Here is a 23,448-nt window from a genome sequence, read left to right as displayed (position 1 = left end):
CAAGTTTTGTTAACACCAGACAACAAGAAACCTTTAAAAACCACTTAAAATGCGGTTTAATCATTTATTTGTAACATTTTAAAAATAATTAGACAATTAGGATGTAAAGTATTCCCATAATAATGGTGAAATTTACCCTAATATATACATGTCTTTTTAGTAAATTGGCCGCTTTAGCATATTAACGAATTATCTATGAATACCCCCTTAGCATATTACCAGAACCACTTAAAAAAATACCAGGCAGAAGCGCAGCGTTTATACAAAAGGATGACACTGCTAAGCACACTCAGGCTTTTGGTATTTGTAGGAACAGGCTTTGGTATTTACCTGTTTTTTGGACATTGGCAGCTAGTGGTTCCGATAGCCGCGGCAGGGGTTGTTACATTTGCTTACCTGCTTTCAAAATATACCGATACCAAGGCAGAAAGAAATTTTAACAAGGCACTGGTGGCGATTAATGAAGAAGAAATAAAAATAGCTTCTGGAGAATGGTACGACAGGGATAAGGGGTTGCAGTTTCAAGATCCAAATCACTTTTATAGTTTGGATATCGATCTGTTTGGTCGGGGATCGTTTTTTCAGTTTATTAATAGAACCACTATTAACGAAGGCACACAAAAGTTAGCCGATGCGTTAAAAGCCAATGCCGTAGATGGGATTGAGGCAAGGCAGGAAGCAATACAAGAACTAAGTGGAAAACCGGAATGGCGGCAGTTCTATACCGCGACGTCTAGTCTGGTAGATATTGAAACGCCGACAAAACAAATTATCGTTTGGTTGCATAATCACAAGGTCTTTTTGCCGAAAATAATGCGATGGCTACCGCTGAGCTTTGGGATACTATCGGTTGTGGTTTTTGTGTTAGCTGCTTTTGGTATACTGCCCAATCCATCCATTGTGGGGTATTTGTTGTTTATTGGTTTGGGAATTACGGGACGTTATTTAAAGAAAATCAATGTACTGGCATTAAATACCGATAAGGTTCGGGACACCTTTAGGCAGTATGCCTTGTTGCTGGATTTAATTGAAAAGGAGTCCTTTACTTCAGAACTATTAAAGGAAAAGCAGCAGCAGATCCAGTTGGAAGGTAAGAAAGCGTCCGTTATTTTTAAAGCGTTTTCAAAATCTCTGGATGCCTTGGATAATAGAAACAATCTTATCGGTGCTATTTTTGGAAACGGTTTCTTTCTGGCGGATATTAAAAATGCCTACCATATCGAACAGTGGATTCATCAGTATGCCGATACCGTTACCGAATGGTTTGAGGTCGTTTCCTTTTTCGATGCATTCAACACGCTTGGGAATTATGTATATAATCACCCGGAGCTTGTATACCCAAAAATTGAAGAAGGCCAGGCTGTTATAAAAGCAGACGCTTTGGGGCATCCGTTATTAAACAAAGACAAACGGGTAGATAGCAATTTAATAATGGAAAATGAGCAATTTTTTATTGTGACCGGAGCCAATATGGCAGGAAAGAGTACCTTTTTGCGAACCGTTTCCCTGCATATTGTTATGGCCAATATGGGATTGCCTGTTTGTGCCAAGAATAGTGTGTACTCCCCCGTAAAATTGATTACGAGCATGCGAACGTCCGATTCCTTAACCGATGACAGCTCCTATTTCTTTTCGGAACTTACACGTTTAAAATATATAGTAGAAGCCATTCAAAAAGAACCTTATTTTATTGTTTTAGATGAAATACTGAAAGGCACTAACAGCACCGATAAGGCCATTGGCTCCCGAAAGTTTGTTGAGAAACTCGTAGCATCCAACGCTACGGGCATTATCGCTACGCACGACCTGAGCCTATGCGAGATCGAAATGGAATTGGACGATGTTAAAAATTACTATTTTGATGCCGAGATCATAAACGACGAACTACATTTCGATTATACCTTAAAAAAAGGTGTTTGTCAAAATATGAATGCATCCTTCCTGTTAAAGAAGATGGAGATTGTTTAAAACCTCTTATTGATCATTGAATTGGTGGTTATGCTTCTAAGGTTTTTATAAGTTCATCCAGTTTTTTTAGCCTGGGAATAATTTCATTTCTCACTCGTTTTTTGTTTAAAAAATAACCGTAAACCCCCATTCCGATAGCCGCTAGAAAAGTAATGATTATTACATGGTGTGTTGTGGGGATATGCCATAGACCATTAAAGAAGAGCAGCAATATGGGGTAAAGAGGTAAAACAAGCCAATACACGGCGGTTTCAAGTAATCTCTTTTGGGCATTAAGGTATGTTCGAGTCTTCTTGAGGTATTCAAGATAATTTTCTTCCAAATCCTTGGGCTTAAATTTTTTTATACCAAGTACCTTAACTACTAAATTGATCAGTAAGATTACAAACAAGGCAGAAGCAATTTTAGTAGTAGTGAAAGGAATGAAATAAACGTAAAACGCAAAGGCTAGTATGCCAATGCTAGCAGAAATTAGCTCAATGAGCTCTAAATACTTCCACCAGCGATGTAAACGTCCTAAACTGGATTGTAGTTCTATCATCAGTTTCGATTTCTCAAATTTTATGCGCTCCTGATTGCTGGACGATTGCCAGATTTTAATTAATTCATCTTCTATCATGATTGTTCATTTATACAGTTCAATAATTTTAACTTAATTCTTTTGATCTTTACGGCTATGTGGTTTTCTGTTAGGCCAGTAATAATCGAAATGTCTTTATAAGGTACTTTCTCGAGGTAAAGTGTTATAATGGCTCTGTCTGCTTTATTCAGCTCATTGATACAACAACGAAGTTTTGTCAGCTTTTCATCAAGTTCATTATGTTTAGTTTCTGTTTGAGCACTTACGATGACAATGCTGTCCATTGATATAAATCGCTTTTGTTTTTTAATGGTATTTGATCGAAAACGCAAACAGGTATTAAGGGTAATGCGATACATCCAGGTGTCTATAGAGGACTCTGCCTTAAATGATGGCATAGACTTCCAAATGTTAATCAAGACTTCCTGGAGTAGGTCTTTTGTGTCCTCAGAATTTTTGGAATAGACAGAACATATTCTTACTAATTTTTGTTGGTTTTCTTCAAACGCTTTTAAAAAGACATCCTCCAATGTTTTACCCATAATTGTTTCTTGTTTCTATTGTATTAGTTACAAGTGCTTTAAAAATATGACAATTTAGATTGACAATAATGAGTTCAATTTGAGAATGGTGCTGTTTTTAAGGCTTATATCTTGACGTTACATTAAAATTATTGGTATTAAATTTGAGTATTTTTAGTGCGTAAATGGTTTAATCGAAAAGAATTTATCGCTCTGTCTCGGGGATAGTCAGTTTCAATAAATTCTTTATTAACAAGAGTCTACCTGAAATTTGATTCTCATTTAGATCTTCGTAGCAATTGTGTACAATATTAAGGATTTAGATAACAATTATAATTATTAACAAGGTGTATTATTAAAATACTTTAAATGAAGAAAAAACTTACTAAATAGCATTTTTTTTGTAAATTGCACGAATTATAATACAATTTACTATGAAAATCAATATTGTTGTTTTTAGAAGGTTTTTTATCCTTTTTACAATGCTATGTGCAGTCTTAAGCTGTGAATACCCTGAACCCCACAAAGATGCTCTTGTAGAAAGTGAAACAATGGGTTCAAGAAGAATAGTGAGGCAGGTAAAAACCTTGTTCGAAGCACAACTACTTAAGCAGGACAGTAATATTTTTAAAGGAAATTTAACTGTAGATTGCAATCCCTAAGTATGCAAACAAAAGATAGTACTACCTACTATGTTTTCGAAGCACAAACTGTCGAAAAATGGCAGGTGGAGTCTTCCATTCTGCAAGATGATATATTTAATGTCATAGCCTTTGTTAATAACAATAATGAAATTGAAGTTTCGTTATTAAAGATAAAGCCCCACAAAGAAAGTCCTGTTCAGGATTACAGTTTTTTTAATTTAGGGAACTTTGGTGGGATGCTGTATTTCTATAACCTGGAAGGAGAACTTCCGCTAATTGCATATTGGGAAGACGGGCAAATGGTTGAGAGTATTGAGAATGAGCTCATTCCTAAAAACAAATTGCATTTTTCCACTGCCAAGTGTGCCCAAAAGGTGGTTAGGGATCTTAAGCTTACCAGCAAGTGTAATTCCCTGGATCCCGATTGCGACAGTAACCCCTTGGATCCCTGTAGAGGTGGTGGTGGGGGCTATGTACCCGTAGTAACCTATTACTATACCGATTGGTACAAAATATATTCTAATGGCGATAGCGAATATACCTATACACAGTACAACGGTAGTACTACAGAGTATGTATATGTGAGCAATCCCGATGGTGGTGATTACAGCCAAAGTGCTTATAGTCGTTATAATTATTATGCGAATGGAGGAGGAGGGTATTATAGTAGTAATACAGATGATAATATTAAAAGATTGTACAATAATTTAACAGGAAAGGCAAAATGTGTGTATGATTTGTTGGTTAAAAGTGGTAGTAACTTGTTTAAAGAAACTGTTGAAAAATTTGATGGGGATGCTAAATATCATTTAATATTGCAAAATGGAGATTGCTCTGGAGCCGCTTCAGCTTGTACAAATACTGAAAAAATAAGTACAACTGGAGAAGTTACAATTACTGTTGATACTTTATCTGAAAGTATTTTAGAAGATGCGGCTTTAATTTTACATGAAGCAATTCATGCTGAATTAGCAAGGTATGTTCAAAGATATAAGTCAGGAGAGGATCCTAATAACAGAGCAAGAATGTTTCAATTGTATAAATATTACAAGGAATTAGAAGTTCCTGAAAAACATTTTGATCACCCATACATGTCTATGCATTATATAAACCCAATTGCATCTGCATTACAGAAATTGGATGGGTTTAAATACCCCATCGATTATTATAAATCATTTGCTTGGGATGGATTAAGAGATTGGGATGTGTCAAACTTGCTAGGATTAGAAGAGGATAAAAAATATAGTGAATATAGAAATATTGTTAATTCTAATACTAGTTTATCATGCGATTAATTATAATGTCATTACTTTATGTTTTAGTTATAAGTTGCTCTTCAAGCCAAACAATGGAAAATGAAGCATTAAATGTAATTGCTGTAGTTTACAAGCGTATACCAAAAATGTTAATGCCCCCTCCGCCACCGCCACCTGATAGTGAGGTTAAGGAAGAAAACAACATAAACTATGCTCAGCTTAAGCCTCTTAAATTCACCTATGCAATATATGACCATTTTGTTTATTTCAACTTTGATTATATAAATGGTATTTCCAATCGATTTCATCCTACAAAATCAAAGGAATTATTCGAAGAAAAAGCTTTAGACAGTTCTTATATGAAATTAGTAAAGGGTTTGTCCAAATATAAAGCAGGGCAGAAAATTGACAAAGCTAAGCTTATTAAAAGTGCTGATGAGGATTTAATTTTTTGGAATAAGCAGACTATTAGTAGACAAGAAAAGTCAGATACTGATATTTCTGGAATCATCAGTTTTTCCAAAGTATCATTTAATGATAATCTTACCAGAGCAGCGATAGTTGTTGGTGATTATTTCGGAAAAATTAGTGGTAGCGTTAATCTATATATTTTAGAGAAAACAAATAACAAGTGGGAGGTGAAGTTTAGTAAAACATTAGAAATCTCTTGAAATAAACAAAGGAATAGAGTAGGTGAAACTTAACGGCTTTTAAATGACTTTTTTGGTGAGGATGCGGCATATGATCTGTATTTTGAGGTTGTTCCTAATTTAACTTGTGGAAATAGTGGTGATCCAGAAGGTTGCATGTCAAACAATTTAAAGAGTGAGGGGGCGGTTACTATCAAAATAGACCAAGATTATATCAATGACGTTCAAACACCAACTTTATTTATTGCACAAACTATTATTCATGAAGCCATACATGCTAATATGTATTTAGCGATTTACAATCATGTAAATGGGAATTTATCTAACATTCCTGATGTTGATGATTTTCCAGCTATTTATGAAGAGTATAGGGTGCTGAATAATTGGCAGCACGAGTTTATGGCAGACCATTATATAGGACTTATTGCCCAAGGTTTACAGGAAGTGCACCCCAGGTTAAACGATCAAATCTTTATTGACGATTTGGTAAACAGTTATCCAGATCTTACCTTAGAGGCATTTTATACCAATTTAGCTTGGATAGGCTTAAATGGTACACAGTCACAAACGACGTATTTAAGTAACCCAGACAATTTGGCTAATTATAGTATATGTTATGAAGCAGCCAAATCTAATTCAACAAAAACTCCTAATTGTAACTAAACATGAAAAAGTCAATTTGTTTAATAATTAGTATTTTATTTGTGATGTTAAGCTTAAGCTTTATGGTTAGAAGATCACAAATTGAACAACCTCTTTATTTTTATTTTAATGCTCAAGATAGCTTGATGTCAAAAAAATATAGCGGTTATGACAAAATAACCAGTAAGGGTATAGGTAGTCTGAAATACATTTATTTGCTTGAAAATGACAATATAATTTTTACACCCAAGGAAAAAGGAGATAATCCTAAAAGATTACAAATTGCATCAAAAGATACCCTTGGCTTCAACGTAAAAACTATAAAATGGCTTAAAAACTATAATGGTATTCAAAGAGATTCTATCTTTTTGAGAAAAGGAAACAGAAAGTATTATGTTATAGAAAAGCAAGCTTCAGATAACAAATTGTATATGGTTGAAGTAGTTTTTATACAAGAAACAGAATAAAGATTTTGAACTTTTGTAATCTAGATAATTAGACTAATTAAAGTATAAGCTATGAGGCGGACAGGGCAAATTCTAATAAAAGCCCTAACTGCAATTAGACATGAAATCAGCCATAACAATTCTTGATGCCAACAGTGAGTTTAATAGCGAATTACAATTACACCTAACGGATAAAAATAATAAGATTTAAACAGATGAAACACATGAAAAAATTTATGTTATTTGCCATACTGCTTTTGTCTTTTTATAGCTGTTTGTCACAACAGCATAGGAGAGATACACTTTACATTCTTTTTGACCAGAAAAAAGATGGCATGAAAAAACAGGTTATTAATAAGGAAAGATTAGTTGTAAAAGGCGTTTTGCCTGTAGACGATTCTTTTGTTTATGAAATTGACGAAAAAAGGGAAGGGCGTCTTTATGAATTTGAATACAGGTTTTCGCATTTTAATTGGAGTAAAAACCAGTACATGAGTAATTCTAACTACAAACCTCCTCTTATCATAAAAAAAGACACTAGTTTTTTAAAAACAATAAGTGTTTTGGATATTGATTTTTTTAAAAGTACAGATTACCTAAAGGTTTGTAAAACTTTTGAAGACGAAGATAGTTGGAAACAAGATGTTTTAATATTTATTATAGATATAGATGAAATCGTTGATGATAAGATTGTTTTAAGAGAAGTACAATTTAGTAGACCTGTTAAACAATAGTAACATAATTAGCTGTTCAAGAGTAGCTTTTTAAGAATCCTAAGTAAGAACAAGTCGTTTGGAGAAGTTCAACCTAAACTCCAAATTACGATTAGTTATGAAACTCTTATTGATAACATTACTGGTTTTAGTTTTTTCTTCAGAGAAAATAAATAGCGGGTGGGAGGTGAAGTACTATAAAAGATTGGAAATCTCTTGAAATAAACAAAGGAATAGGGAAGGTGAAACTTAAACGGTCTCTTGATCATATTAAAATTATCACTACTTTCAAGCTGTAAATGTGTTCAGCTTTGGAAACTCAAAAAACATACGATATTACTATAGTTGGCGGCGGTATTGTTGGGGCGGCGACAGCTTATAAATTACAGCTTAAGTACCCCAATTTGAAGCTTTTGCTTATTGAAAAGGAAGCGTATCTGGCAGCACATCAAACCGGAAACAATTCCGGGGTTATCCATTCAGGACTCTATTATAAGCCCGGTTCGGCTAAAGCTAAAAATTGTGTCGATGGGCGTAAGCAGTTGGTGCAGTTTGCCAAAACTTATGGTGTAAGGCATGAGGTGTGTGGGAAAGCGGTTGTTGCCGTCAATGAATCTGAGTTGCCTTTTATGGATAAGATCTTTAAAAATGGACTGGCTAATCATACAGAAGGCATTGAAAAAATCGACGCCGATCAGCTAAAAGATATTGAGCCCCATGTAAAGAGCATTGGCGGTATTTGGGTGCCTTGTACCGGTATTATCGATTTTAAAGGGACTACCGAAAAACTGGTAGAATTGGTTTTAGGCCAACAATCTGAAAGTAAGTTGGTTCTTGAGGAGGCGGTAATTTCCTGTTCTCATGACAGTAATACAAGTTTAGTCGTTACCACTAAAAATAAGTACCAAACAAAACACCTAATATTTTGTGGTGGTTTGCAAGCCGACCGTTTGGCCAAAAAGGACCAGGTCGATCTCAGTGAAAAGGTCGTTGGTTTTCGTGGCGATTATTATAATTTAACCGAACAGGCCAAAGATAAGGTCAGGAATTTGATTTACCCCATACCCAATCCCGTATTTCCATTTTTAGGAGTGCATTTTACCCGCATGGTCAATGGCGATGTGGAATGTGGTCCCAATGCTGTTATGACGTTTAAAAGGGAAGGCTATGGTAAGACCGATTTTAATATAAAGGATACTTTGGATGCGCTTAGTTACTCAGGGACGTGGAATTTACTGCTCAATAACACCCGATTTGCCATGAATGAATACCGCAGGGCCTTTTCAAAAAAGCTGTTTTTAAAAACATTACAACGCCTTATTCCAACTTTGACTATGGACGATATTGAGCCCGGAAGAGCGGGTGTACGTGCCATGTTACTCAAAAAAGATGGCCGTATGGAAGATGATTTTAAGATTGCTTACAATGGCAAAAGCATTCATGTGCTAAACGCACCTTCGCCAGCTGCCACAGCCTGTTTGTCCATTGCGGACAGTATTGTCGAAAAGGCAGGAGTATATTTCAATCTGGATTAATATCTTTACGGCTATGCAGCATCCATCAAAACTACCTCGTATAGGCACGACCATTTTTACCGTCATGAATCATCTGGCAAAAAAATACGATGCCATAAATTTATCACAGGGCTTTCCCGATTTTGATCCGGACAGCAGGTTGATCGATCTAGTTACAAAGGCCATGCATTCCGGGTACAACCAATATGCCCCTATGGCCGGGAATATGGAATTGCGTGAAGCCATTGCGAAAAAGTATGATGTATTGTATCAAAGTAGTTACCATCCCGAAACTGACATAACCATTACTGCTGGCGCAACGCAAGCTATTTTTTGTGCTATTTCTGCTTTTGTAAAATCGGGTGATGAAGTGATCATTTTTCGGCCTGCTTACGACTGTTATGAGCCGGCTATAGCATTGAATGGCGGTAAGACCATATCAGTAACGCTTGATGGTCCGGATTATCAGGTTAACTGGAACACTGTTAAGGAAGCGATCAATGATCACACTAAAATGATTATTATAAACACACCACAAAATCCTATAGGAACTATCTTTTCAGAAAAGGATCTGTTGCAGTTGCAGGCCTTGACCAAAGACACAAATATTATTGTGCTTAGTGATGAGGTGTACGAGCATATCGTTTTTGATGGTGAGACTCATAAAAGTGTCTGTTTGTTTCCCGATTTGAAAGCACGAAGTTTTGTGGCTGCTTCCTTTGGGAAGACCTTTCATAATACCGGATGGAAAGTAGGGTATTGCTGTGCCCCTAAAGCTTTAATGGACGAGTTTAGAAAAGTACATCAGTTTAATGTGTTTTGCATTAACCACCCTACCCAAAAGGCCCTAGCCGATTATCTGAATGAGCCAGATCATTATTTGGAGTTGCCTGGTTTTTATCAAAAAAAACGAGATTTGTTTTTGGATCTTATAAAGACCTCGCGATTTCGTTTTACCCCTTCCAAGGGAACGTATTTTCAGCTGTTGGACTATTCGGCTATCACCGATGAGGGAGATGTCGATCTCGCCAAGCGATTAGTAAAAGAAAAACAGTTGGCCTCCATACCACTATCGGTATTTTATAACAAGGAAATAAATAATAATGTATTACGGTTTTGTTTTGCAAAAACCGATGATACTTTAAAGCGTGCAGCAGATATCATTAACACCATTTAACTATGCAAGACCAATTAAAAATAGCTTTAGTACAATCGGATTTGGTATGGGAAGATCCCAAAGAAAATCGCAGTCGTTTTGCAGAAAAAATAAAGGCTATCGATGAAGTGGTTGATGTGATCGTACTTCCTGAAATGTTTTCGACAGGTTTTACTATGAATGCCAAAGCTGTTGCCGAGACCATGCATGGTGAAACCGTTAATTGGATGAAGGAAACAGCCCTAAAAACCAAAGCGGCTTTAATGGGGAGTTTGGTGATTGAAGATAACGGAAAGTATTATAACCGTCTGCTTTTTGTGGAGCCTTCGGGAGCCATCACAACCTACAATAAACGCCATACCTTTACTTTAGTGGGTGAAGAGAAAACCTATACGGCAGGCACAGAAAAAGTGATTGTAGATTACAAGGATTGGAAGCTCTGTCCGTTGATATGTTACGATTTGCGCTTTCCCGTTTGGGCAAGAAATACCGAGGATTACGAGGTTTTAATCTATGTTGCTAATTGGCCTAAGCCGAGAATAGCAGCATGGGACGCCTTGTTAAAAGCACGAGCCATTGAAAACATGAGCTATTGCATCGGGGTAAATAGAGTAGGGGTTGATGGTGTAAATATTGAATATCTGGGGCATTCGGCCGTTTACGACGTGTTAGGAGCATGTATAGCAAAAACACGTCCGGGTAAAGAACAGACAGCAATAGTTACTTTGGAAAAAAGACATGTTACAGCCTATAGAAACAAGTTTAAGTTTCTAAACGACAGAGATACCTTTACTTTGGAATAAGTTCAAGCGTTTGTTGATAATTCCAGTCAGAACGCATATCATCATCTAGTTCAAAATGGCTAACACGTTCGGGAAGTTGCTTTTTTAGATAGTTACCCGTATCGTATTTTTGGTTCCCATTATTATCAAAAATAACCCTTACGTAATATTTTCCAGGGTCTACTGTTAGAAAATCAAACGCCCTGTTTTCGGTGGCATATTGTTCATATTTTACGTCGCCCTTCTCTGTGGTTAGCTGTACGATAACCGGATATACAGCGTTTTTTAAAGTGATACGTAATTTACTGTAATCCGATTCTTTTTTAGTGCGTACCGAATAGTTTAACGTGTCGTTTTTGTCATCAAAAAAGCCTGTGAATGCTTCAGGGAGGACTTGTATTTTATAACTGTTATCCATAGCTTTTTTAAAATTAAAAGCATAGGTGTTTGTAATAGAATCAAATTCGGTAGTAAAGGAAACAAGTGTGGAATCCTTGTCCATTATGGTAACTTTAGAAGGGTCGAAAGCAACAAAAGGCGTGCTTCCCGCAATTTTAAAAGGCTCTTCGCTACCAATATTTCCTGAAGGATAAGATTGTATGGTCAGCGAGTCTCTTGGTTGTTCACTAATACGGGCCGTAAAGTCTTTTTTAAGTACGGGGTGTGATACCGTAAACAGTAAAGAATCTACTTCCAATCGTGGCTTGTACCAATAGTATAGCGTATCGGCTTTGGGGTCTTTGGTGATCCTATAGTCAAAATCACTGGGTACTTCAGAGTTAATGGTGATTTTCATGTCTTTATGATCCCCTTCATAACCAAAGGCAATTTTTTCACCAGAAATTAAACGCGGCCTTACAGCTTTAAAGTCAATGGCTTCATTGAAAAGCTTTAAGGTATAAAGCGAATCGGTGGGTACATTGATAAACGTATTGTGAAAAGCAATCTGATCGGTTTTTTGTTGGAATTTATTATCGCCATTACCATCCTTTAAAGCCATAAGCATGTATTTGCCAGCTTTAATATTTTCTATGGAAAAGGTTGTGACACTGTCTAAAGTATTCGTAATATACTTGGGAGGTTGTTTGTAAATAATGGAGTCGTTAAAAGTAGAATCCACTTCGTATAAGCCTACCGAAACGAACGTTTCGGGCTGTCGTTTTAAAGCATCTACAATTTGTCCTTTAACAGTTAGTGAATCGATATAATCTCCAGTAGAAAATACATAGCGGTAAAACGAAAACGGATTCCCTTCGTTATTGTCCGTAATACTGTTCCCAAAATTAAACGCATAAGTCGTATTGGGCTGCAGCGTATCGAAAATTTTTATGGTAATAAATTTACTAGCACTCCCAAGTGGCGTTATTTCTGGCTGCGTTTTCATGGGAGGTGATATGATAAGCTGTTTTTGTAAATCTTTTATTTTAATAAATTCATCAAAATAAATCTTAATTTCTTTTGCATTAAAGTGGGTAGAAAAATTTTCTGGTTCCGATTTAATAATAACAGGAGGCGTTTCATCTTTTGGGCCGCCATCCGGAGTGCCACGGTTAGCACAATTGATAAATACCAAACTTATAAAAACTAATAAAATACCATTGGAAAGTGCTTTACTCATGTACTTGTTTCTTTGTTTTGAAGTGCTGATCCGTAATTTTTCACAAACCTACATAATTTTAGAGATATAACGGTTAACTCATTAGGCTATTGCCATGGTCGCAACACTTATTTTTACATTTTGGGCCTGATTTAAAACATTGATACACGCTTCCAGTGTGGCGCCAGTGGTTATAATGTCATCAATCAAGAGTATGTGTTTGTTTTCAATAGTTTCAGGGGTTTGGAGGGCAAAAAGTGTTTCGTTATTTTGCCAGCGGGCAAACCGTTTTTTGTTGACTTGCGATTTCATGTTGGTTATTTTTACCAGTACTTCGTCATTGTAATTGCAATTAAGGACTGCTGCAATATGTTGCCCGAATTTAGCAACCTGATTGTAGCCTCTTTTTTTTAATTTATTTTTGTGAAGCGGTACTGGGATAACCATTTCAACAGTGCTGTATGCCTGAATGGTTTTTAACTCATTCCCCAACCATTGCCCTAAAAAGACACCAACCGACTCGTAGCCCCTGTATTTTAATCCGTGAATAAGCTGTTGAACGATTCCTTTTTTCTCAAATCGGAGCAAAGCTGTGGCGTTTTCCACTTTTACGCGGCCATAGAATACTTTTAGAACACTGTTGTCATTATTAAAATGATAATTGGTAACAGGTAAATTGTGTCTACAATCCACACATACGGTTTCCTCGTTGTCCTGTAATAAGTTAAGGCATGCATAGCATACTTTTGGGAAAAATAAATTGACTAAGGACTTAAACATGGATTATAAATAAGCTGTCTTGTAAACATAAGTAAAAAAATAATCAAATTCGCACTTAATTTTTAACAAACATCTCGAATTGTTTGAAGCGGTTTTTTATTTTTGCAGCATGGCAAATCAAGACGATCAATTTAAGAAGGTAATCGCTCACGCTAAGGAGTATGGTTACGTATTTCAGAGTAGTGAAATCTACGATGGATTAAGCGCTGTTTATGACTATGGGCAGAACGGAGCAGAGCTAAAGAAAAACATACGCGACTATTGGTGGAAAGCCATGGTGCAAATGCATGAGAATATAGTGGGTATCGATGCCGCTATTTTTATGCATCCTACCACATGGAAAGCATCTGGACACGTTGATGCCTTTAACGATCCTTTAATAGATAACAAGGATTCGAAGAAGCGTTATAGGGCAGATGTTTTAATTGAGGATTACTGTGCTAAGATTGAAGCTAAAATAGATAAAGAAGTAGCCAAGGCCGCTAAACGTTTTGGAGAGGCCTTTAATAAAGAGGAGTTTTTGTCTACTAACGGACGTGTTCTTGGTTATCAGGAAAAGATTAACACTACACTTTCGCGTATGGCAAAATCTTTGGAAAACGAAGATTTGGCCGATGTAAAAGCGCTTATTGAAGAATTGGAAATTGCCGATCCTTTAACAGGAAGTAAAAACTGGACGGATGTGAAGCAGTTTAACCTGATGTTCGGGACGAAACTGGGAGCTTCTGCCGAAAATGCGATGGATCTGTATTTGCGACCTGAAACGGCACAGGGTATTTTTGTGAACTTTTTAAATGTTCAAAAAACCGGGCGTATGAAGATTCCGTTTGGGATTGCACAAACAGGAAAAGCATTTAGAAACGAAATCGTTGCAAGGCAGTTTATCTTTAGAATGCGTGAGTTTGAACAAATGGAAATGCAGTTCTTTATTAAACCAGGTACGCAACAGGAATGGTATGAGCATTGGAAAGATGCCCGATTGAAATGGCATTTGTCTTTGGGAATGGGAGAAGACAATTACCGATTCCATGACCACGAAAAATTAGCACATTATGCTGATGCTGCAGCGGATATAGAATTCAAATTCCCATTTGGTTTTAAAGAATTGGAAGGGATCCATTCCAGAACCGATTTTGATTTAAGTCAGCACGAGACATATTCAGGCAAGAAATTGCAATATTTCGATCCAGAAGAGAATAAAAGTTATGTGCCGTATGTTTTAGAAACATCTATAGGTTTGGATCGCATGTTCTTAGCGGTATTTTCTAATTCATTGCAGGAGGAGGAACTGGAAAACGGAACAACTCGAACGGTTTTAAAATTACCAAGTGTTTTGGCTCCTATAAAAGCAGCTGTATTGCCATTGGTTAAAAAAGATGGCTTGCCGGAGATAGCACGTCAAATTGTAGATGATTTAAAGTGGGACTTTAATATAAGCTATGATGAAAAGGATGCCGTGGGACGCCGTTATAGACGTCAGGATGCTAACGGAACGCCATTTTGTATTACTGTAGATCACGATACGTTGGAGGATAATACTGTAACCATTCGCTACAGAGATACCATGGAGCAGAAACGTGTTAAAATAGATGACCTTAGAAGTATCATTAAACAAGAGGTTGATGTGCGTTCTTGGTTAATGAAGATGTAGTAGGCTAAGATAAGTTTACACCAGACAAATATTAAAATCCTGAACACGTGTGTTCGGGATTTTTTGTTTCATTTCAATATACAGAACTATATTTTTATCTGCCGGTCTATTTGCTTATCCAGAGAAATAAGCGTTTCAGTTCTTAGCACACCAACGATGGTTTGTATCTTGTTGTTAAGTAAGTGCATGACATGTTCGTTGTTGTAACAGAGTACTTTTATAAAGATGTTCCACTGCCCCGTTGTGTAATGACATTCTACAACTTCGGGAATCTTTTTTAACTCCCTAAAAATAGTCTCATTATTTACACTGTTGTCTAAATAAAGCCCCATAAAAGCCATGGTTGTGTAACCTAGTACTTTTGGATCGATAATAAACTTTGATCCTGTAATGAGTTTGGCTTTTTCCAGTTTTCGTAAGCGTTGGTGAATAGCTGCTCCCGAAATACCAACATTGCGGGCAATTTCAAGTATGGGTGTTCTGGCATCAGCCATTAACGCACGCAGTATTTTTTTGTCTATACCATCAATAGTAATAACTTTATTTTTGGTTTTCATCTTTATAGAGCTTCATTTAAAAGCTTAAAAGTAACTATTTGCTTTTAATTTGTAATCATTATTGTGGTTATGTGTTAATTGTTTAAAGGGTTGTAGCCTAAATAAGGGACTTCTTTTTCTTGAAAACTAATGCCAAAGGTTTTTAGCTCTTCCAAGATAGGTTGGTATATTTCTTTGTTAATTGGAATTTGCACCCCTGGAGAAGTAATTTTTCCATTTAAAATAGCGAGTGTTGCAATAGCAACTGGTAGGCCAACCGTTTTTGCCATGGCTGTATAGGTTTGATCTTTGCCTAAAACGACCATACTAGCGTCAATTTGGTGCTTTTTGCCGTTTAGTTCGTAACCAAACTTATGGTACATGACGATCATGTCTTTGTCGTCGTCGTCCAAAGTCCAACTGTCCATTAAAATCTTCTGTAGAATTTGGGCTGGAGTAGCTTGCTTTAGAGCAACCCGCTTGTTAGGGTTAAAGATGTCTAGTTCTACCAGTTTGTCCCACACGATATCATCTTGGTCTATTTTAAGTTGATGCCTCAGTTTAAGCTCTACCGAGTCCGACGGACTATAAGGTAAAAATGCATTAACAAAGTCACGATAGCTCATGTTTTCACTGTCATCAATAGTGTAGCTGTCATCGGTCATACCTAAAGTAACGAAGATGTTCCAGGCACGGCAAAAGCCTACGCGTCTTATAGTTCCGCGATATAAGGTCCTTACGGAATCAAGACCATAAACGCTTTGGTATTTAAGGGAGTCGCGATTGGCATATACCTCAAAACGGCCATAGCCATCAATATCTAAAAATTCGGTGCGCCTAAATAATCTGTTGTATGGTATATACTTGTAGGTGCCCTCCTGTAAAAATTTGGCAGCACTTCCCTGTCCGGCAATAACGACGTTTCGGGGGTTCCAAGTAAATTTATAGTTCCATAAGTTAGTGTCACTTTCGGGAGCAATGAGACCGCCGGTAAACGATTCAAATAAAATAGGGTTGCCACCATTGTCGCGTATTTTATCCAGTACTTGCATAGCGCTCATATGGTCAATGCCTGGGTCGACACCTATTTCGTTCATAAGTATAATACCTTTGCTTTTAGCAGCTTTATCCAGTGTTTGCATTTCTGGACTTACATAGGAAGCGGTGACTAAGTGTTTGCCATGCCGCACACAGTCTTTTGCGACTTCGATATGAAAACGTGCAGGAAGCATTGAAATAACAATGTCGGTTTTTTTAATAGCTTCTGTTCGTAAGGTTTCATCAAAAACATCTAATGAAATAGTAGTCGCGCGGTCATGATTTCCAATAAGTCTTTTGGCGTGATCGGTATTGAGATCGCCAATTGTAATAAAAAGGTTTTCCGAAACAGATTTATCCAATAAATAGCTTAAAAGATATGAGGTAGATTTACCTGAACCAATGACTAAAATCTTTCGCATAATGAGATTAGTTAAGTAAGTTTGTTTTACGAATGTAATAAATACTAGAGACTGTTTAAAATTCGTTTTTGAAATTAGTTATAGGGCATTTTTTTACCAATAAAGGCTTTAAAGCCCTAGTTTAGTGGTGCTAAATGAGGATTTTCATAACGAAAAAGGGTGAAAAAGACATAACAAAACCGAAAGTTGAAATTTAAATAGTCTTTAAGCATTTTTAAATATTTGATCATGAGTAATAAAACACTATTAATTACTGCAGCACTTTTAGGTTTAACAAGTGTTGTTTTTGGAGCCTTTGGAGCTCACGGGCTTAAAGCATTGATAACAGTAGAAGCACAACAAACATTTGAGACTGGGGTAAGGTATCAAATGTATCATGCGTTGCTACTATTGTTTGCTGGAAGCACGTCTTTTATTAGTAACAAGTCAAAAAAATACATTTACTATTTGGTTGTTGTAGGGGTGCTGTTTTTTTCAGGCTCCATTTATGGATTGGCCACTAATGCGCTAACAGGGTTTGATTTTAGGAAGATCGCTTTGGTGACTCCTGTAGGAGGTTTACTTTTAATATTGGGCTGGAGTATTATGCTTGTGGATTTTGTAAAAAACAAGCTTTAAAAAAGGCTTAAAATGAGATATTCTTTAAAATAATATTATAATTTTGCGACATAATTAATTTTATAGCAAACTTATGGTAAGTTACAATCAATTTACGAAAACGATTTCGTTAGATGTTTATGGTATTAAAAGTGATAAAATAAATTATCAATTATCACCTGAGCAACTGCATGACATAACTATTGATAAGGGTCAGGGTGTTGAGGCTTCTTCGGGAGCATTGGCTGTTAATACTGGTGAGTTTACGGGACGCTCTCCCAAAGACCGATTTATTGTTAAAGATGATATCACCAAAGATCGGGTTTGGTGGGGTGATATTAATATTCCTTTTGATGCCGACAAGTTTGATGCTTTATACAATAAGGTAGTGGCATATTTATCGGATAAAGAAGTCTATGTAAGGGATAGTTATGCTTGTGCAGATCCTGATTACAAATTGAATATTCGCGTTATTAACGAGTACCCGTGGAGTAACTTGTTTGCCTATAATATGTTTTTGCGGCCAACAGAAGCCGAATTAGAACATTTTATTCCAGAATGGACTGTTATTAATGCTCCTGGTTTTATGGCTAATCCAGATGAAGATGGTACGCGTCAACATAATTTTGCTATTTTAAATTTTTCTAAAAAAATAGCTTTAATTGGTGGGACTGGCTATACTGGAGAGATTAAGAAGGGTATTTTTTCGGCACTTAACTTTATACTACCTGTATTTAAAAATACTTTACCCATGCATTGTAGTGCTAATGTTGGTGCTGAAGGAGATACAGCTGTTTTTTTCGGATTATCTGGAACAGGAAAAACGACCTTGTCTACCGATCCTAACAGAAGTTTAATAGGCGACGACGAACATGGTTGGACCAACGAGAATACCGTGTTTAATTTTGAAGGTGGTTGTTATGCCAAAGTTATAAACCTATCGCGAGACAACGAGCCAGAAATCTATGATGCTATTAAGAAAGGAGCCATTCTTGAGAATGTTATTTTAGATGAGGAAGGGCATGTTGATTTTAAAGATACCTCTATTACCCAAAATACTCGGGTAAGTTACCCTATTTATCATATAGAGAATATCCAGCAACCGTCCATAGGAAAGAACCCAAAGCATATCTTTTTTTTAACAGCTGATGCTTTTGGTGTTATACCGCCAATATCCAAATTAACACCAAGTCAGGCCGCCTATCATTTTATCTCAGGTTATACCGCAAAAGTAGCAGGCACAGAAGCAGGCGTGGTAGAACCAGTACCGTCGTTCTCTGCCTGCTTTGGAGCGCCTTTTATGCCATTACATCCAGCAAAATATGCCGAAATGTTAAGCAATAAAATGATAGAGGCAGGTGTAAATGTATGGTTGGTTAATACAGGTTGGACAGGTGGCCCTTACGGCGTTGGAAAGCGTATGGAGTTAAGATACACCCGAGCCATGATAAATGCGGTATTGAATGGCGATTTAGGTTTGTACAATTACGACGATTACCATATACATTCTGTGTTTGGTGTTGCACAACCAAGAACATGTCCAGGGGTGCCAACAAGTGTTTTAAGTCCTCGGGCCACTTGGAATGATGATGAGGCTTATTATAAAATGGCGTTTAAATTAACGAATGCCTTTCGCGAAAACTTTAAAAAGTTTGAGGCTTATTGTAGTGAAGAGATCCGTCGCGGCGGACCACAACGTTATGCCTTTTAAATGCAAAAGCGCGGTTTAAAAAATTAAATCGCGCTTTTTATATGAGTTTGAGGGATTATTATCTCCCCTTGTTAGCTTTTTCAATATATTTTTCCAGAGCCATAGTCATTGATGGTGTTTCAGGTGTTGGTGCTGAAATATCAACACGTAATCCTTTTTCTTCAACAGCCTTAATGGTTGTATTGCCAAATACAGCAATGCGTGTATTGTTTTGTTTAAAATCCGGGAAATTATGGAATAAAGACTCTATGCCCGAAGGACTGAAAAATACTAATACATCGTAATATACGTCTGCTAAATCCGAAAGATCGCTAATAACAGTTTTGTAAAATGTAGCTTGCTTCCAATCAATACCCAGTGCGTTTAAAGTTTCAGGAACCTCTGGTTTTACTTTATCGGTGTTAGGTAACAGGAATTTTTCGTCTTTATATTTCTTGATTAAAGGGGACAATTCAGAAAAGGTACGTTTGCCTACATAAATTTTACGTTTTCTATAAACTACATACTTTTGTAAGTAGTAAGCAACTGCTTCGGACTGACAAAAATATTTCATGGTATCTGGTACTTTAAATCGCATTTCTTCAGCGACTCTAAAAAAGTGATCCACTGCATTTCGACTTGTTAAGATAATAGCCGTATACTTGTTCAAGTCTACCTTTTGTTGTCTAATGTCTTTTGCAGAAACACCTTCAACATGGATAAAAGGCCTGAAGTCTATTTTTACTTTTTGTTTTTCTTGTAAATCGAAGTAAGGTGAGTTCTCTATTTTAGGTTCCGGTTGAGATACTAAAATTGTTTTTACTTTCATATGTGCAAGCAGTTTGTTCTTTGTTAGGCAATAAACACCTTAAACAAAATAATATAAGGTGCAATTTCAAGTGCGCAAAGATACAAAATAAAATAGAAAAAGTTGTGCTTTAATAAACTTTGATGCGATTTAAAAGATGTCATTACCCCTAACAAATTTATAATTAACAATAGTATAACCATTATATAAATGTTGGTTAACGATTGGGGTATAGTGTAAAGTAATAGAGCGTTTATTGGAATAAGAACTAGCCCCATAAAGTTTTTGTAACTAATCTTTTGAAACAAATAGCTGTCTATTACGCTGTCTATATTAAAGAGACTAGCTATTAAACGCTCTAACAGTACTTTTATTAAGATTAAAGAACCGATCCCGAAAATTAATTTAACGATAATATTTATGGAAAGAATCTTTGTGTCCATCATGTTTTGATAAACAATCGAACCAAAAATGGAAACAGAAAGCATTAAGTTAACAAACAACAAGCCGTCAAAAGTATCCAGGAATTTTTGCTCCCTACCGTAAATTTTAAGGTACTTAAAGTTGCTTATAATAGATATAAGGTCATTAAACCGTTTAGGAGACACCATCTTTGCCAGGGTAACAAAGATTAACCCTGTAACGATTAAAATAGTAAACAATTCGTTTGAAGCAATGTCGCGTAACATGTGGTAAAAATATTGTAAAATTTTAAGATGCTCGCTATATAATGGTATTCAAATTTTAAAAAGGGTTAAATCGCTTATATATTTATTAATGTTTGTTTTTTCAAGGGGCTGAGTGCAAGTATTTCGCTTTAATGAAAGAAGAATCTTCTTAATTTGTCCACCTTTTTGCATAAAATGTCCGCCTTGGTTTGAATTCATGAAAGTATATTCGTTCAATATAAAATGAACCTATCAATAGAAAGCTTTGGGGCTAAAGTTTTTTTCAATGTTGTTTTGATAGCTTCGTTGTCTATGTTGTAAACAACAGATTATAAAAGAGTTTATCTCAATGTTAGTAAAACCAGATTTAATTAATATTTAGTGTTAGCTATTATAACTTAACCTTTAATATTCCATGAAGATTGCTTCTTTGGCCAATACTTTATTGCTAATAGTATTATTAATATGCCTGACATATTTGCCTTCAGTTAGTAATGCTAGCTACAACAACGCTACCATAACTGCTAAATTTATAGCATTTTCTTTTGGTTGTTCAGTTGCTTTATTGTGCTTTGTAATGGCATTTGTCTTTTCGAAGAAACAATTGTTACGATGGACTAAATTAGATATTGGAGTGTTATTGCTTGTCGGGTATATAGTCATTAACAGATATGTTATTCAGTCGGATTATGGTTTTTCTATTCGGTTTTATGAACTATTAGGTTTGAGCGTCTTATACCTTGTGTTAAGAAACATTTCTAAGCAAGGCTATTTGTTACTTTTATTGGCTATTGTTATATCAGGAATTATACAAGCTATTTATGGAAATCTCCAACTAATGGGGTATTATTCTTCTAACCATTCCGGGTTCAAATTAACAGGAAGTTTTTTTAATCCAGGACCTTACGCTGGTTTTTTGGCATCTGTGTGTCCAGTGGCTTTTGGCATTTATTTATTTAAAGAGAAAGTTATTCAATTTGTACAGGTCAAAACAAGAATAAGTTCAAAATGGATAAACATGATAATACCTTATGTTTTTGAGTATGTACCCTTGTTAGGTATTATAAGTATTGCCCTGGTGCTGCCCGCTTCGCATTCCAGAGGGGCCTGGTTGGCAGTAATCATTAGTAGTGGTTTTTTAATTGAATGTCGTTACCATTTTTTTAAGAAATATTTGAAGGAATTTAATAACTTAAAACGAGTTGTTTTTATTGGCTCAGTACTATGTATTGTTGGTGCTAGTTTTCTGGGTGTTTATTATTTTAAGAAAGGATCGGCAGACGGGCGTTTATTTATATGGAAAGTGACGTCTGGAATCATTAAAGATAATCCTGTTTTTGGAATAGGTTTCGACCGTTTTAAGGCTCATTATATGGATTCCCAAGCCGGTTACTTTACTAACCACGGCGAAACCAGTGAGGCTTTGGTGGCAGATAATAGTTATTATGCTTTTAATGATTGGCTCCAGTTTGTTGCCGAAAATGGGATGATAGGCTTTTTATTTTTATTACTTATATTGTATGGTTTTTTTAAGATAAAAATAGCACCTCAAGACAAATTTCTTTCACTAATTGTACAATGCACATGTTTGTCTATAGGTGTTTTTGCTTTGGTGTCTTATCCTGTACAGATATTACCAATTAAATTGGTTTTGGTAGTTATGTTGGCATTTCTCGGAAATTTAGACAGTAACGGTTTTACTTTTAGTCTGAGCCCGCAGAAAGTGCCACACCTTATGTGGGGATATAAAATGATGTTTTTAGCACTGGGTATTATTGTTGTTGTTGCCTATCCTAAGCTACGAGGAGTCGAGCAAAGTTTTAGGGTCTGGAAAATAGCCTTGACTACATATCAATATGGAGATTACGAGAATGCTATTGAAACTTACGAAGAAGCCTATCCCTTATTGAAAAAGGATGGTGACTTTTTAATGAATTATGGTAAGGCACTTACCATGGCTAAACGAAATGATAAGGCGGTAGTTATACTACTACAAACCCAGCAATATTTAAATACCACCATCGTGGCTACGGCACTTGGTGATGCCTATAAGGGTTTAAAGGAATATGATAAGGCAGAGACCGCTTACCAACAGGCCTATAATATGATCCCCATAAGGTTTTATCCTCTCTATTTATTGGCCAAGTTATATGATGAGAGTGGGCAAAAAGAAAAAGCTATAAGTATAGCCCAAAAAGTATTGGAGAAGGAAGTGAAAGTACCTTCAACGGCGATAAAGGAAATACAGGCGGAGATGCAAAAGCTATTGAAAAATAACAATGACAGTAATGTCAGGCTGAGTTTGTCGAGGTCTGTTCAAAAAAGGAATAACTAAATAATAAGCAGTTTGAACACAAAACCCCCATATCACATATTTAACAACAACCGGCTTTTGCTATTGGAAGAGTGGTTGTGGATGGCTTTTGGTATATACCGCGAAGTCTCGGGGTTAATTCTCTCAGCTATTTTTAATTCGCCAATTACATTAGCTTTTCAAAATAGATGCTCATTAAAAAGGGAGACTAGCTCAAAATATAAAACGTTACTCGCGATAAAATTTCAGTTTTGGTAGCTCCCTTAGGGGAGCAAAGATATTAATTCCTGCGAAAGCAGGAATCTCTAAAAAGGATTTCTTCAATGTATAAATGAAGAATAAATCATAAAACGAGTATTATACTCAAATTTAACAATCTTACCTGTCGGATAGACAGGTCTAAATGGACTTCCTATATTAGACTGGACACAAAGAAGAGAGAATATGCTTGCTAGTTATTAACTTAGCAAATATG

Annotated in this window: 22 protein-coding genes; 14 read left to right on the top strand and 8 right to left on the bottom strand. The window is 36.1% G+C overall.

Annotated features, from left to right (window positions below):
• Positions 1 to 195: 195 nt before the first annotated feature.
• On the top strand, positions 196 to 1,968 hold the full coding sequence (locus ABD792_RS10175; protein ID WP_345005869.1) for a MutS-related protein: 1,773 nt from the start codon (positions 196 to 198) through the stop codon (positions 1,966 to 1,968).
• 28 nt (positions 1,969 to 1,996) lie between these two features.
• Here the strand turns inward: ABD792_RS10175 and ABD792_RS10170 are convergent, their stop codons facing one another.
• Both ABD792_RS10170 and ABD792_RS10165 read right to left on the bottom strand, forming a co-directional pair.
• Positions 1,997 to 2,587, bottom strand: a complete 591-nt coding sequence (locus ABD792_RS10170; protein WP_345005868.1) for a hypothetical protein — start codon at positions 2,585 to 2,587, stop codon at positions 1,997 to 1,999.
• Entirely contained in the window at positions 2,584 to 3,090 is a 507-nt protein-coding gene (locus ABD792_RS10165) for an RNA polymerase sigma factor (RefSeq protein WP_345005867.1), read from the bottom strand. Before ABD792_RS10165 ends, ABD792_RS10170 begins: the two co-directional genes overlap by 4 nt.
• 413 nt (positions 3,091 to 3,503) lie before the next feature.
• Here ABD792_RS10165 and ABD792_RS10160 point away from each other — a divergent pair, with 413 nt between their 5' ends.
• The 9 genes from ABD792_RS10160 to ABD792_RS10120 all read left to right on the top strand — a co-directional run bounded on the left by ABD792_RS10160 (position 3,504) and on the right by ABD792_RS10120 (position 10,893).
• Positions 3,504 to 3,731 carry a hypothetical protein gene (locus ABD792_RS10160; protein WP_345005866.1) on the top strand — a complete coding sequence of 76 codons (228 nt, stop codon included), beginning with the start codon at positions 3,504 to 3,506 and terminating at the stop codon, positions 3,729 to 3,731.
• A gap of 2 nt (positions 3,732 to 3,733) precedes the next feature.
• Positions 3,734 to 5,008, top strand: coding sequence for a hypothetical protein (locus tag ABD792_RS10155; protein WP_345005865.1), 1,275 nt, complete (start codon positions 3,734 to 3,736; stop codon positions 5,006 to 5,008).
• Positions 5,009 to 5,061: 53 nt separating this feature from the next.
• On the top strand, positions 5,062 to 5,640 hold the full coding sequence (locus tag ABD792_RS10150) for a hypothetical protein (RefSeq protein ID WP_345005864.1): 579 nt from the start codon (positions 5,062 to 5,064) through the stop codon (positions 5,638 to 5,640).
• 135 nt (positions 5,641 to 5,775) lie between these two features.
• On the top strand, positions 5,776 to 6,282 hold the full coding sequence (locus ABD792_RS10145; RefSeq protein WP_345005861.1) for a hypothetical protein: 507 nt from the start codon (positions 5,776 to 5,778) through the stop codon (positions 6,280 to 6,282).
• A 2-nt stretch (positions 6,283 to 6,284) separates the two neighbouring features.
• Positions 6,285 to 6,728, top strand: a complete 444-nt coding sequence (locus ABD792_RS10140; RefSeq protein ID WP_345005860.1) for a hypothetical protein — start codon at positions 6,285 to 6,287, stop codon at positions 6,726 to 6,728.
• A 203-nt stretch (positions 6,729 to 6,931) separates the two neighbouring features.
• Positions 6,932 to 7,441, top strand: a complete 510-nt coding sequence (locus ABD792_RS10135; protein WP_345005859.1) for a hypothetical protein — start codon at positions 6,932 to 6,934, stop codon at positions 7,439 to 7,441.
• Positions 7,442 to 7,731: 290 nt separating this feature from the next.
• Positions 7,732 to 8,955 (top strand): L-2-hydroxyglutarate oxidase, encoded by a 1,224-nt coding sequence (gene lhgO, locus ABD792_RS10130; RefSeq protein WP_345005858.1) that lies wholly within the window; start codon positions 7,732 to 7,734, stop codon positions 8,953 to 8,955.
• Positions 8,956 to 8,968: 13 nt separating this feature from the next.
• Positions 8,969 to 10,111 carry a methionine aminotransferase gene (locus ABD792_RS10125; RefSeq protein ID WP_345005857.1) on the top strand — a complete coding sequence of 381 codons (1,143 nt, stop codon included), beginning with the start codon at positions 8,969 to 8,971 and terminating at the stop codon, positions 10,109 to 10,111.
• A 2-nt stretch (positions 10,112 to 10,113) separates the two neighbouring features.
• Positions 10,114 to 10,893 carry an amidohydrolase gene (locus ABD792_RS10120; protein ID WP_345005856.1) on the top strand — a complete coding sequence of 260 codons (780 nt, stop codon included), beginning with the start codon at positions 10,114 to 10,116 and terminating at the stop codon, positions 10,891 to 10,893.
• Here ABD792_RS10120 and ABD792_RS10115 read toward each other — a convergent pair.
• Positions 10,880 to 12,490, bottom strand: coding sequence for an Ig-like domain-containing domain (locus ABD792_RS10115; RefSeq protein WP_345005855.1), 1,611 nt, complete (start codon positions 12,488 to 12,490; stop codon positions 10,880 to 10,882). The genes ABD792_RS10120 and ABD792_RS10115 overlap by 14 nt on opposite strands.
• Positions 12,491 to 12,571: 81 nt before the next feature.
• Complete coding sequence (locus tag ABD792_RS10110; protein WP_345005854.1) at positions 12,572 to 13,249, bottom strand: ComF family protein; 678 nt, start codon at positions 13,247 to 13,249, stop codon at positions 12,572 to 12,574.
• A gap of 109 nt (positions 13,250 to 13,358) precedes the next feature.
• Here ABD792_RS10110 and ABD792_RS10105 point away from each other — a divergent pair, with 109 nt between their 5' ends.
• The gene (locus ABD792_RS10105; protein ID WP_345005853.1) at positions 13,359 to 14,900 is read left to right on the top strand and encodes a glycine--tRNA ligase; all 1,542 of its coding nucleotides are present in this window, start codon (positions 13,359 to 13,361) and stop codon (positions 14,898 to 14,900) included.
• Positions 14,901 to 14,986: 86 nt separating this feature from the next.
• Here ABD792_RS10105 and ABD792_RS10100 read toward each other — a convergent pair whose 3' ends face one another.
• Positions 14,987 to 15,457, bottom strand: coding sequence for an Lrp/AsnC ligand binding domain-containing protein (locus tag ABD792_RS10100; RefSeq protein ID WP_345005852.1), 471 nt, complete (start codon positions 15,455 to 15,457; stop codon positions 14,987 to 14,989).
• A gap of 74 nt (positions 15,458 to 15,531) precedes the next feature.
• Positions 15,532 to 16,896: a saccharopine dehydrogenase family protein gene (locus tag ABD792_RS10095; protein ID WP_345005851.1), complete on the bottom strand. Its 1,365-nt coding sequence runs from the start codon at positions 16,894 to 16,896 to the stop codon at positions 15,532 to 15,534.
• A 228-nt stretch (positions 16,897 to 17,124) separates the two neighbouring features.
• Between ABD792_RS10095 and ABD792_RS10090 the strand changes: the two genes are divergently transcribed.
• Together ABD792_RS10090 and pckA are read left to right on the top strand one after the other, a co-directional pair.
• Positions 17,125 to 17,514 carry a DUF423 domain-containing protein gene (locus tag ABD792_RS10090; protein WP_345005850.1) on the top strand — a complete coding sequence of 130 codons (390 nt, stop codon included), beginning with the start codon at positions 17,125 to 17,127 and terminating at the stop codon, positions 17,512 to 17,514.
• 73 nt (positions 17,515 to 17,587) lie between these two features.
• On the top strand, positions 17,588 to 19,204 hold the full coding sequence (pckA, locus tag ABD792_RS10085; RefSeq protein WP_345005849.1) for a phosphoenolpyruvate carboxykinase (ATP): 1,617 nt from the start codon (positions 17,588 to 17,590) through the stop codon (positions 19,202 to 19,204).
• A 58-nt stretch (positions 19,205 to 19,262) separates the two neighbouring features.
• Here pckA and ABD792_RS10080 read toward each other — a convergent pair whose 3' ends face one another.
• Together ABD792_RS10080 and ABD792_RS10075 are read right to left on the bottom strand one after the other, a co-directional pair.
• Entirely contained in the window at positions 19,263 to 20,012 is a 750-nt protein-coding gene (locus ABD792_RS10080; RefSeq protein ID WP_345005848.1) for a uroporphyrinogen-III synthase, read from the bottom strand.
• A 23-nt stretch (positions 20,013 to 20,035) separates the two neighbouring features.
• Positions 20,036 to 20,680, bottom strand: a complete 645-nt coding sequence (locus ABD792_RS10075) for a DUF4271 domain-containing protein (RefSeq protein WP_345005847.1) — start codon at positions 20,678 to 20,680, stop codon at positions 20,036 to 20,038.
• A 394-nt stretch (positions 20,681 to 21,074) separates the two neighbouring features.
• On the opposite strand from ABD792_RS10075, the gene ABD792_RS10070 reads away from it, so the two are divergent.
• Positions 21,075 to 22,994 (top strand): O-antigen ligase family protein, encoded by a 1,920-nt coding sequence (locus tag ABD792_RS10070; RefSeq protein WP_345005845.1) that lies wholly within the window; start codon positions 21,075 to 21,077, stop codon positions 22,992 to 22,994.
• Positions 22,995 to 23,448: the final 454 nt, after the last annotated feature.

Source organism: Snuella lapsa (genome assembly GCF_039539345.1).
Taxonomy (GTDB): Bacteria; Bacteroidota; Bacteroidia; order Flavobacteriales; family Flavobacteriaceae; genus Snuella; species Snuella lapsa.
Note: the sequence above shows the minus strand (reverse complement) of the source record. Positions and strands in the feature narration are given on the sequence as shown.

Bases quoted from the DNA above. Each gene is read 5' to 3' on its own strand.
- ABD792_RS10175 (WP_345005869.1), top strand. From the start codon at position 196: ATGAATACCCCCTTAGCATATTACCAGAACCACTTAAAAAAATACCAG.
- ABD792_RS10170 (WP_345005868.1), bottom strand. From the start codon at position 2,587: ATGATAGAAGATGAATTAATTAAAATCTGGCAATCGTCCAGCAATCAG.
- ABD792_RS10165 (WP_345005867.1), bottom strand. From the start codon at position 3,090: ATGGGTAAAACATTGGAGGATGTCTTTTTAAAAGCGTTTGAAGAAAAC.
- ABD792_RS10160 (WP_345005866.1), top strand. From the start codon at position 3,504: ATGAAAATCAATATTGTTGTTTTTAGAAGGTTTTTTATCCTTTTTACA.
- ABD792_RS10155 (WP_345005865.1), top strand. From the start codon at position 3,734: ATGCAAACAAAAGATAGTACTACCTACTATGTTTTCGAAGCACAAACT.
- ABD792_RS10150 (WP_345005864.1), top strand. From the start codon at position 5,062: ATGGAAAATGAAGCATTAAATGTAATTGCTGTAGTTTACAAGCGTATA.
- ABD792_RS10145 (WP_345005861.1), top strand. From the start codon at position 5,776: ATGTCAAACAATTTAAAGAGTGAGGGGGCGGTTACTATCAAAATAGAC.
- ABD792_RS10140 (WP_345005860.1), top strand. From the start codon at position 6,285: ATGAAAAAGTCAATTTGTTTAATAATTAGTATTTTATTTGTGATGTTA.
- ABD792_RS10135 (WP_345005859.1), top strand. From the start codon at position 6,932: ATGAAAAAATTTATGTTATTTGCCATACTGCTTTTGTCTTTTTATAGC.
- ABD792_RS10125 (WP_345005857.1), top strand. From the start codon at position 8,969: ATGCAGCATCCATCAAAACTACCTCGTATAGGCACGACCATTTTTACC.
- ABD792_RS10120 (WP_345005856.1), top strand. From the start codon at position 10,114: ATGCAAGACCAATTAAAAATAGCTTTAGTACAATCGGATTTGGTATGG.
- ABD792_RS10115 (WP_345005855.1), bottom strand. From the start codon at position 12,490: ATGAGTAAAGCACTTTCCAATGGTATTTTATTAGTTTTTATAAGTTTG.
- ABD792_RS10110 (WP_345005854.1), bottom strand. From the start codon at position 13,249: ATGTTTAAGTCCTTAGTCAATTTATTTTTCCCAAAAGTATGCTATGCA.
- ABD792_RS10105 (WP_345005853.1), top strand. From the start codon at position 13,359: ATGGCAAATCAAGACGATCAATTTAAGAAGGTAATCGCTCACGCTAAG.
- ABD792_RS10100 (WP_345005852.1), bottom strand. From the start codon at position 15,457: ATGAAAACCAAAAATAAAGTTATTACTATTGATGGTATAGACAAAAAA.
- ABD792_RS10095 (WP_345005851.1), bottom strand. From the start codon at position 16,896: ATGCGAAAGATTTTAGTCATTGGTTCAGGTAAATCTACCTCATATCTT.
- ABD792_RS10090 (WP_345005850.1), top strand. From the start codon at position 17,125: ATGAGTAATAAAACACTATTAATTACTGCAGCACTTTTAGGTTTAACA.
- pckA (WP_345005849.1), top strand. From the start codon at position 17,588: ATGGTAAGTTACAATCAATTTACGAAAACGATTTCGTTAGATGTTTAT.
- ABD792_RS10080 (WP_345005848.1), bottom strand. From the start codon at position 20,012: ATGAAAGTAAAAACAATTTTAGTATCTCAACCGGAACCTAAAATAGAG.
- ABD792_RS10075 (WP_345005847.1), bottom strand. From the start codon at position 20,680: ATGTTACGCGACATTGCTTCAAACGAATTGTTTACTATTTTAATCGTT.
- ABD792_RS10070 (WP_345005845.1), top strand. From the start codon at position 21,075: ATGAAGATTGCTTCTTTGGCCAATACTTTATTGCTAATAGTATTATTA.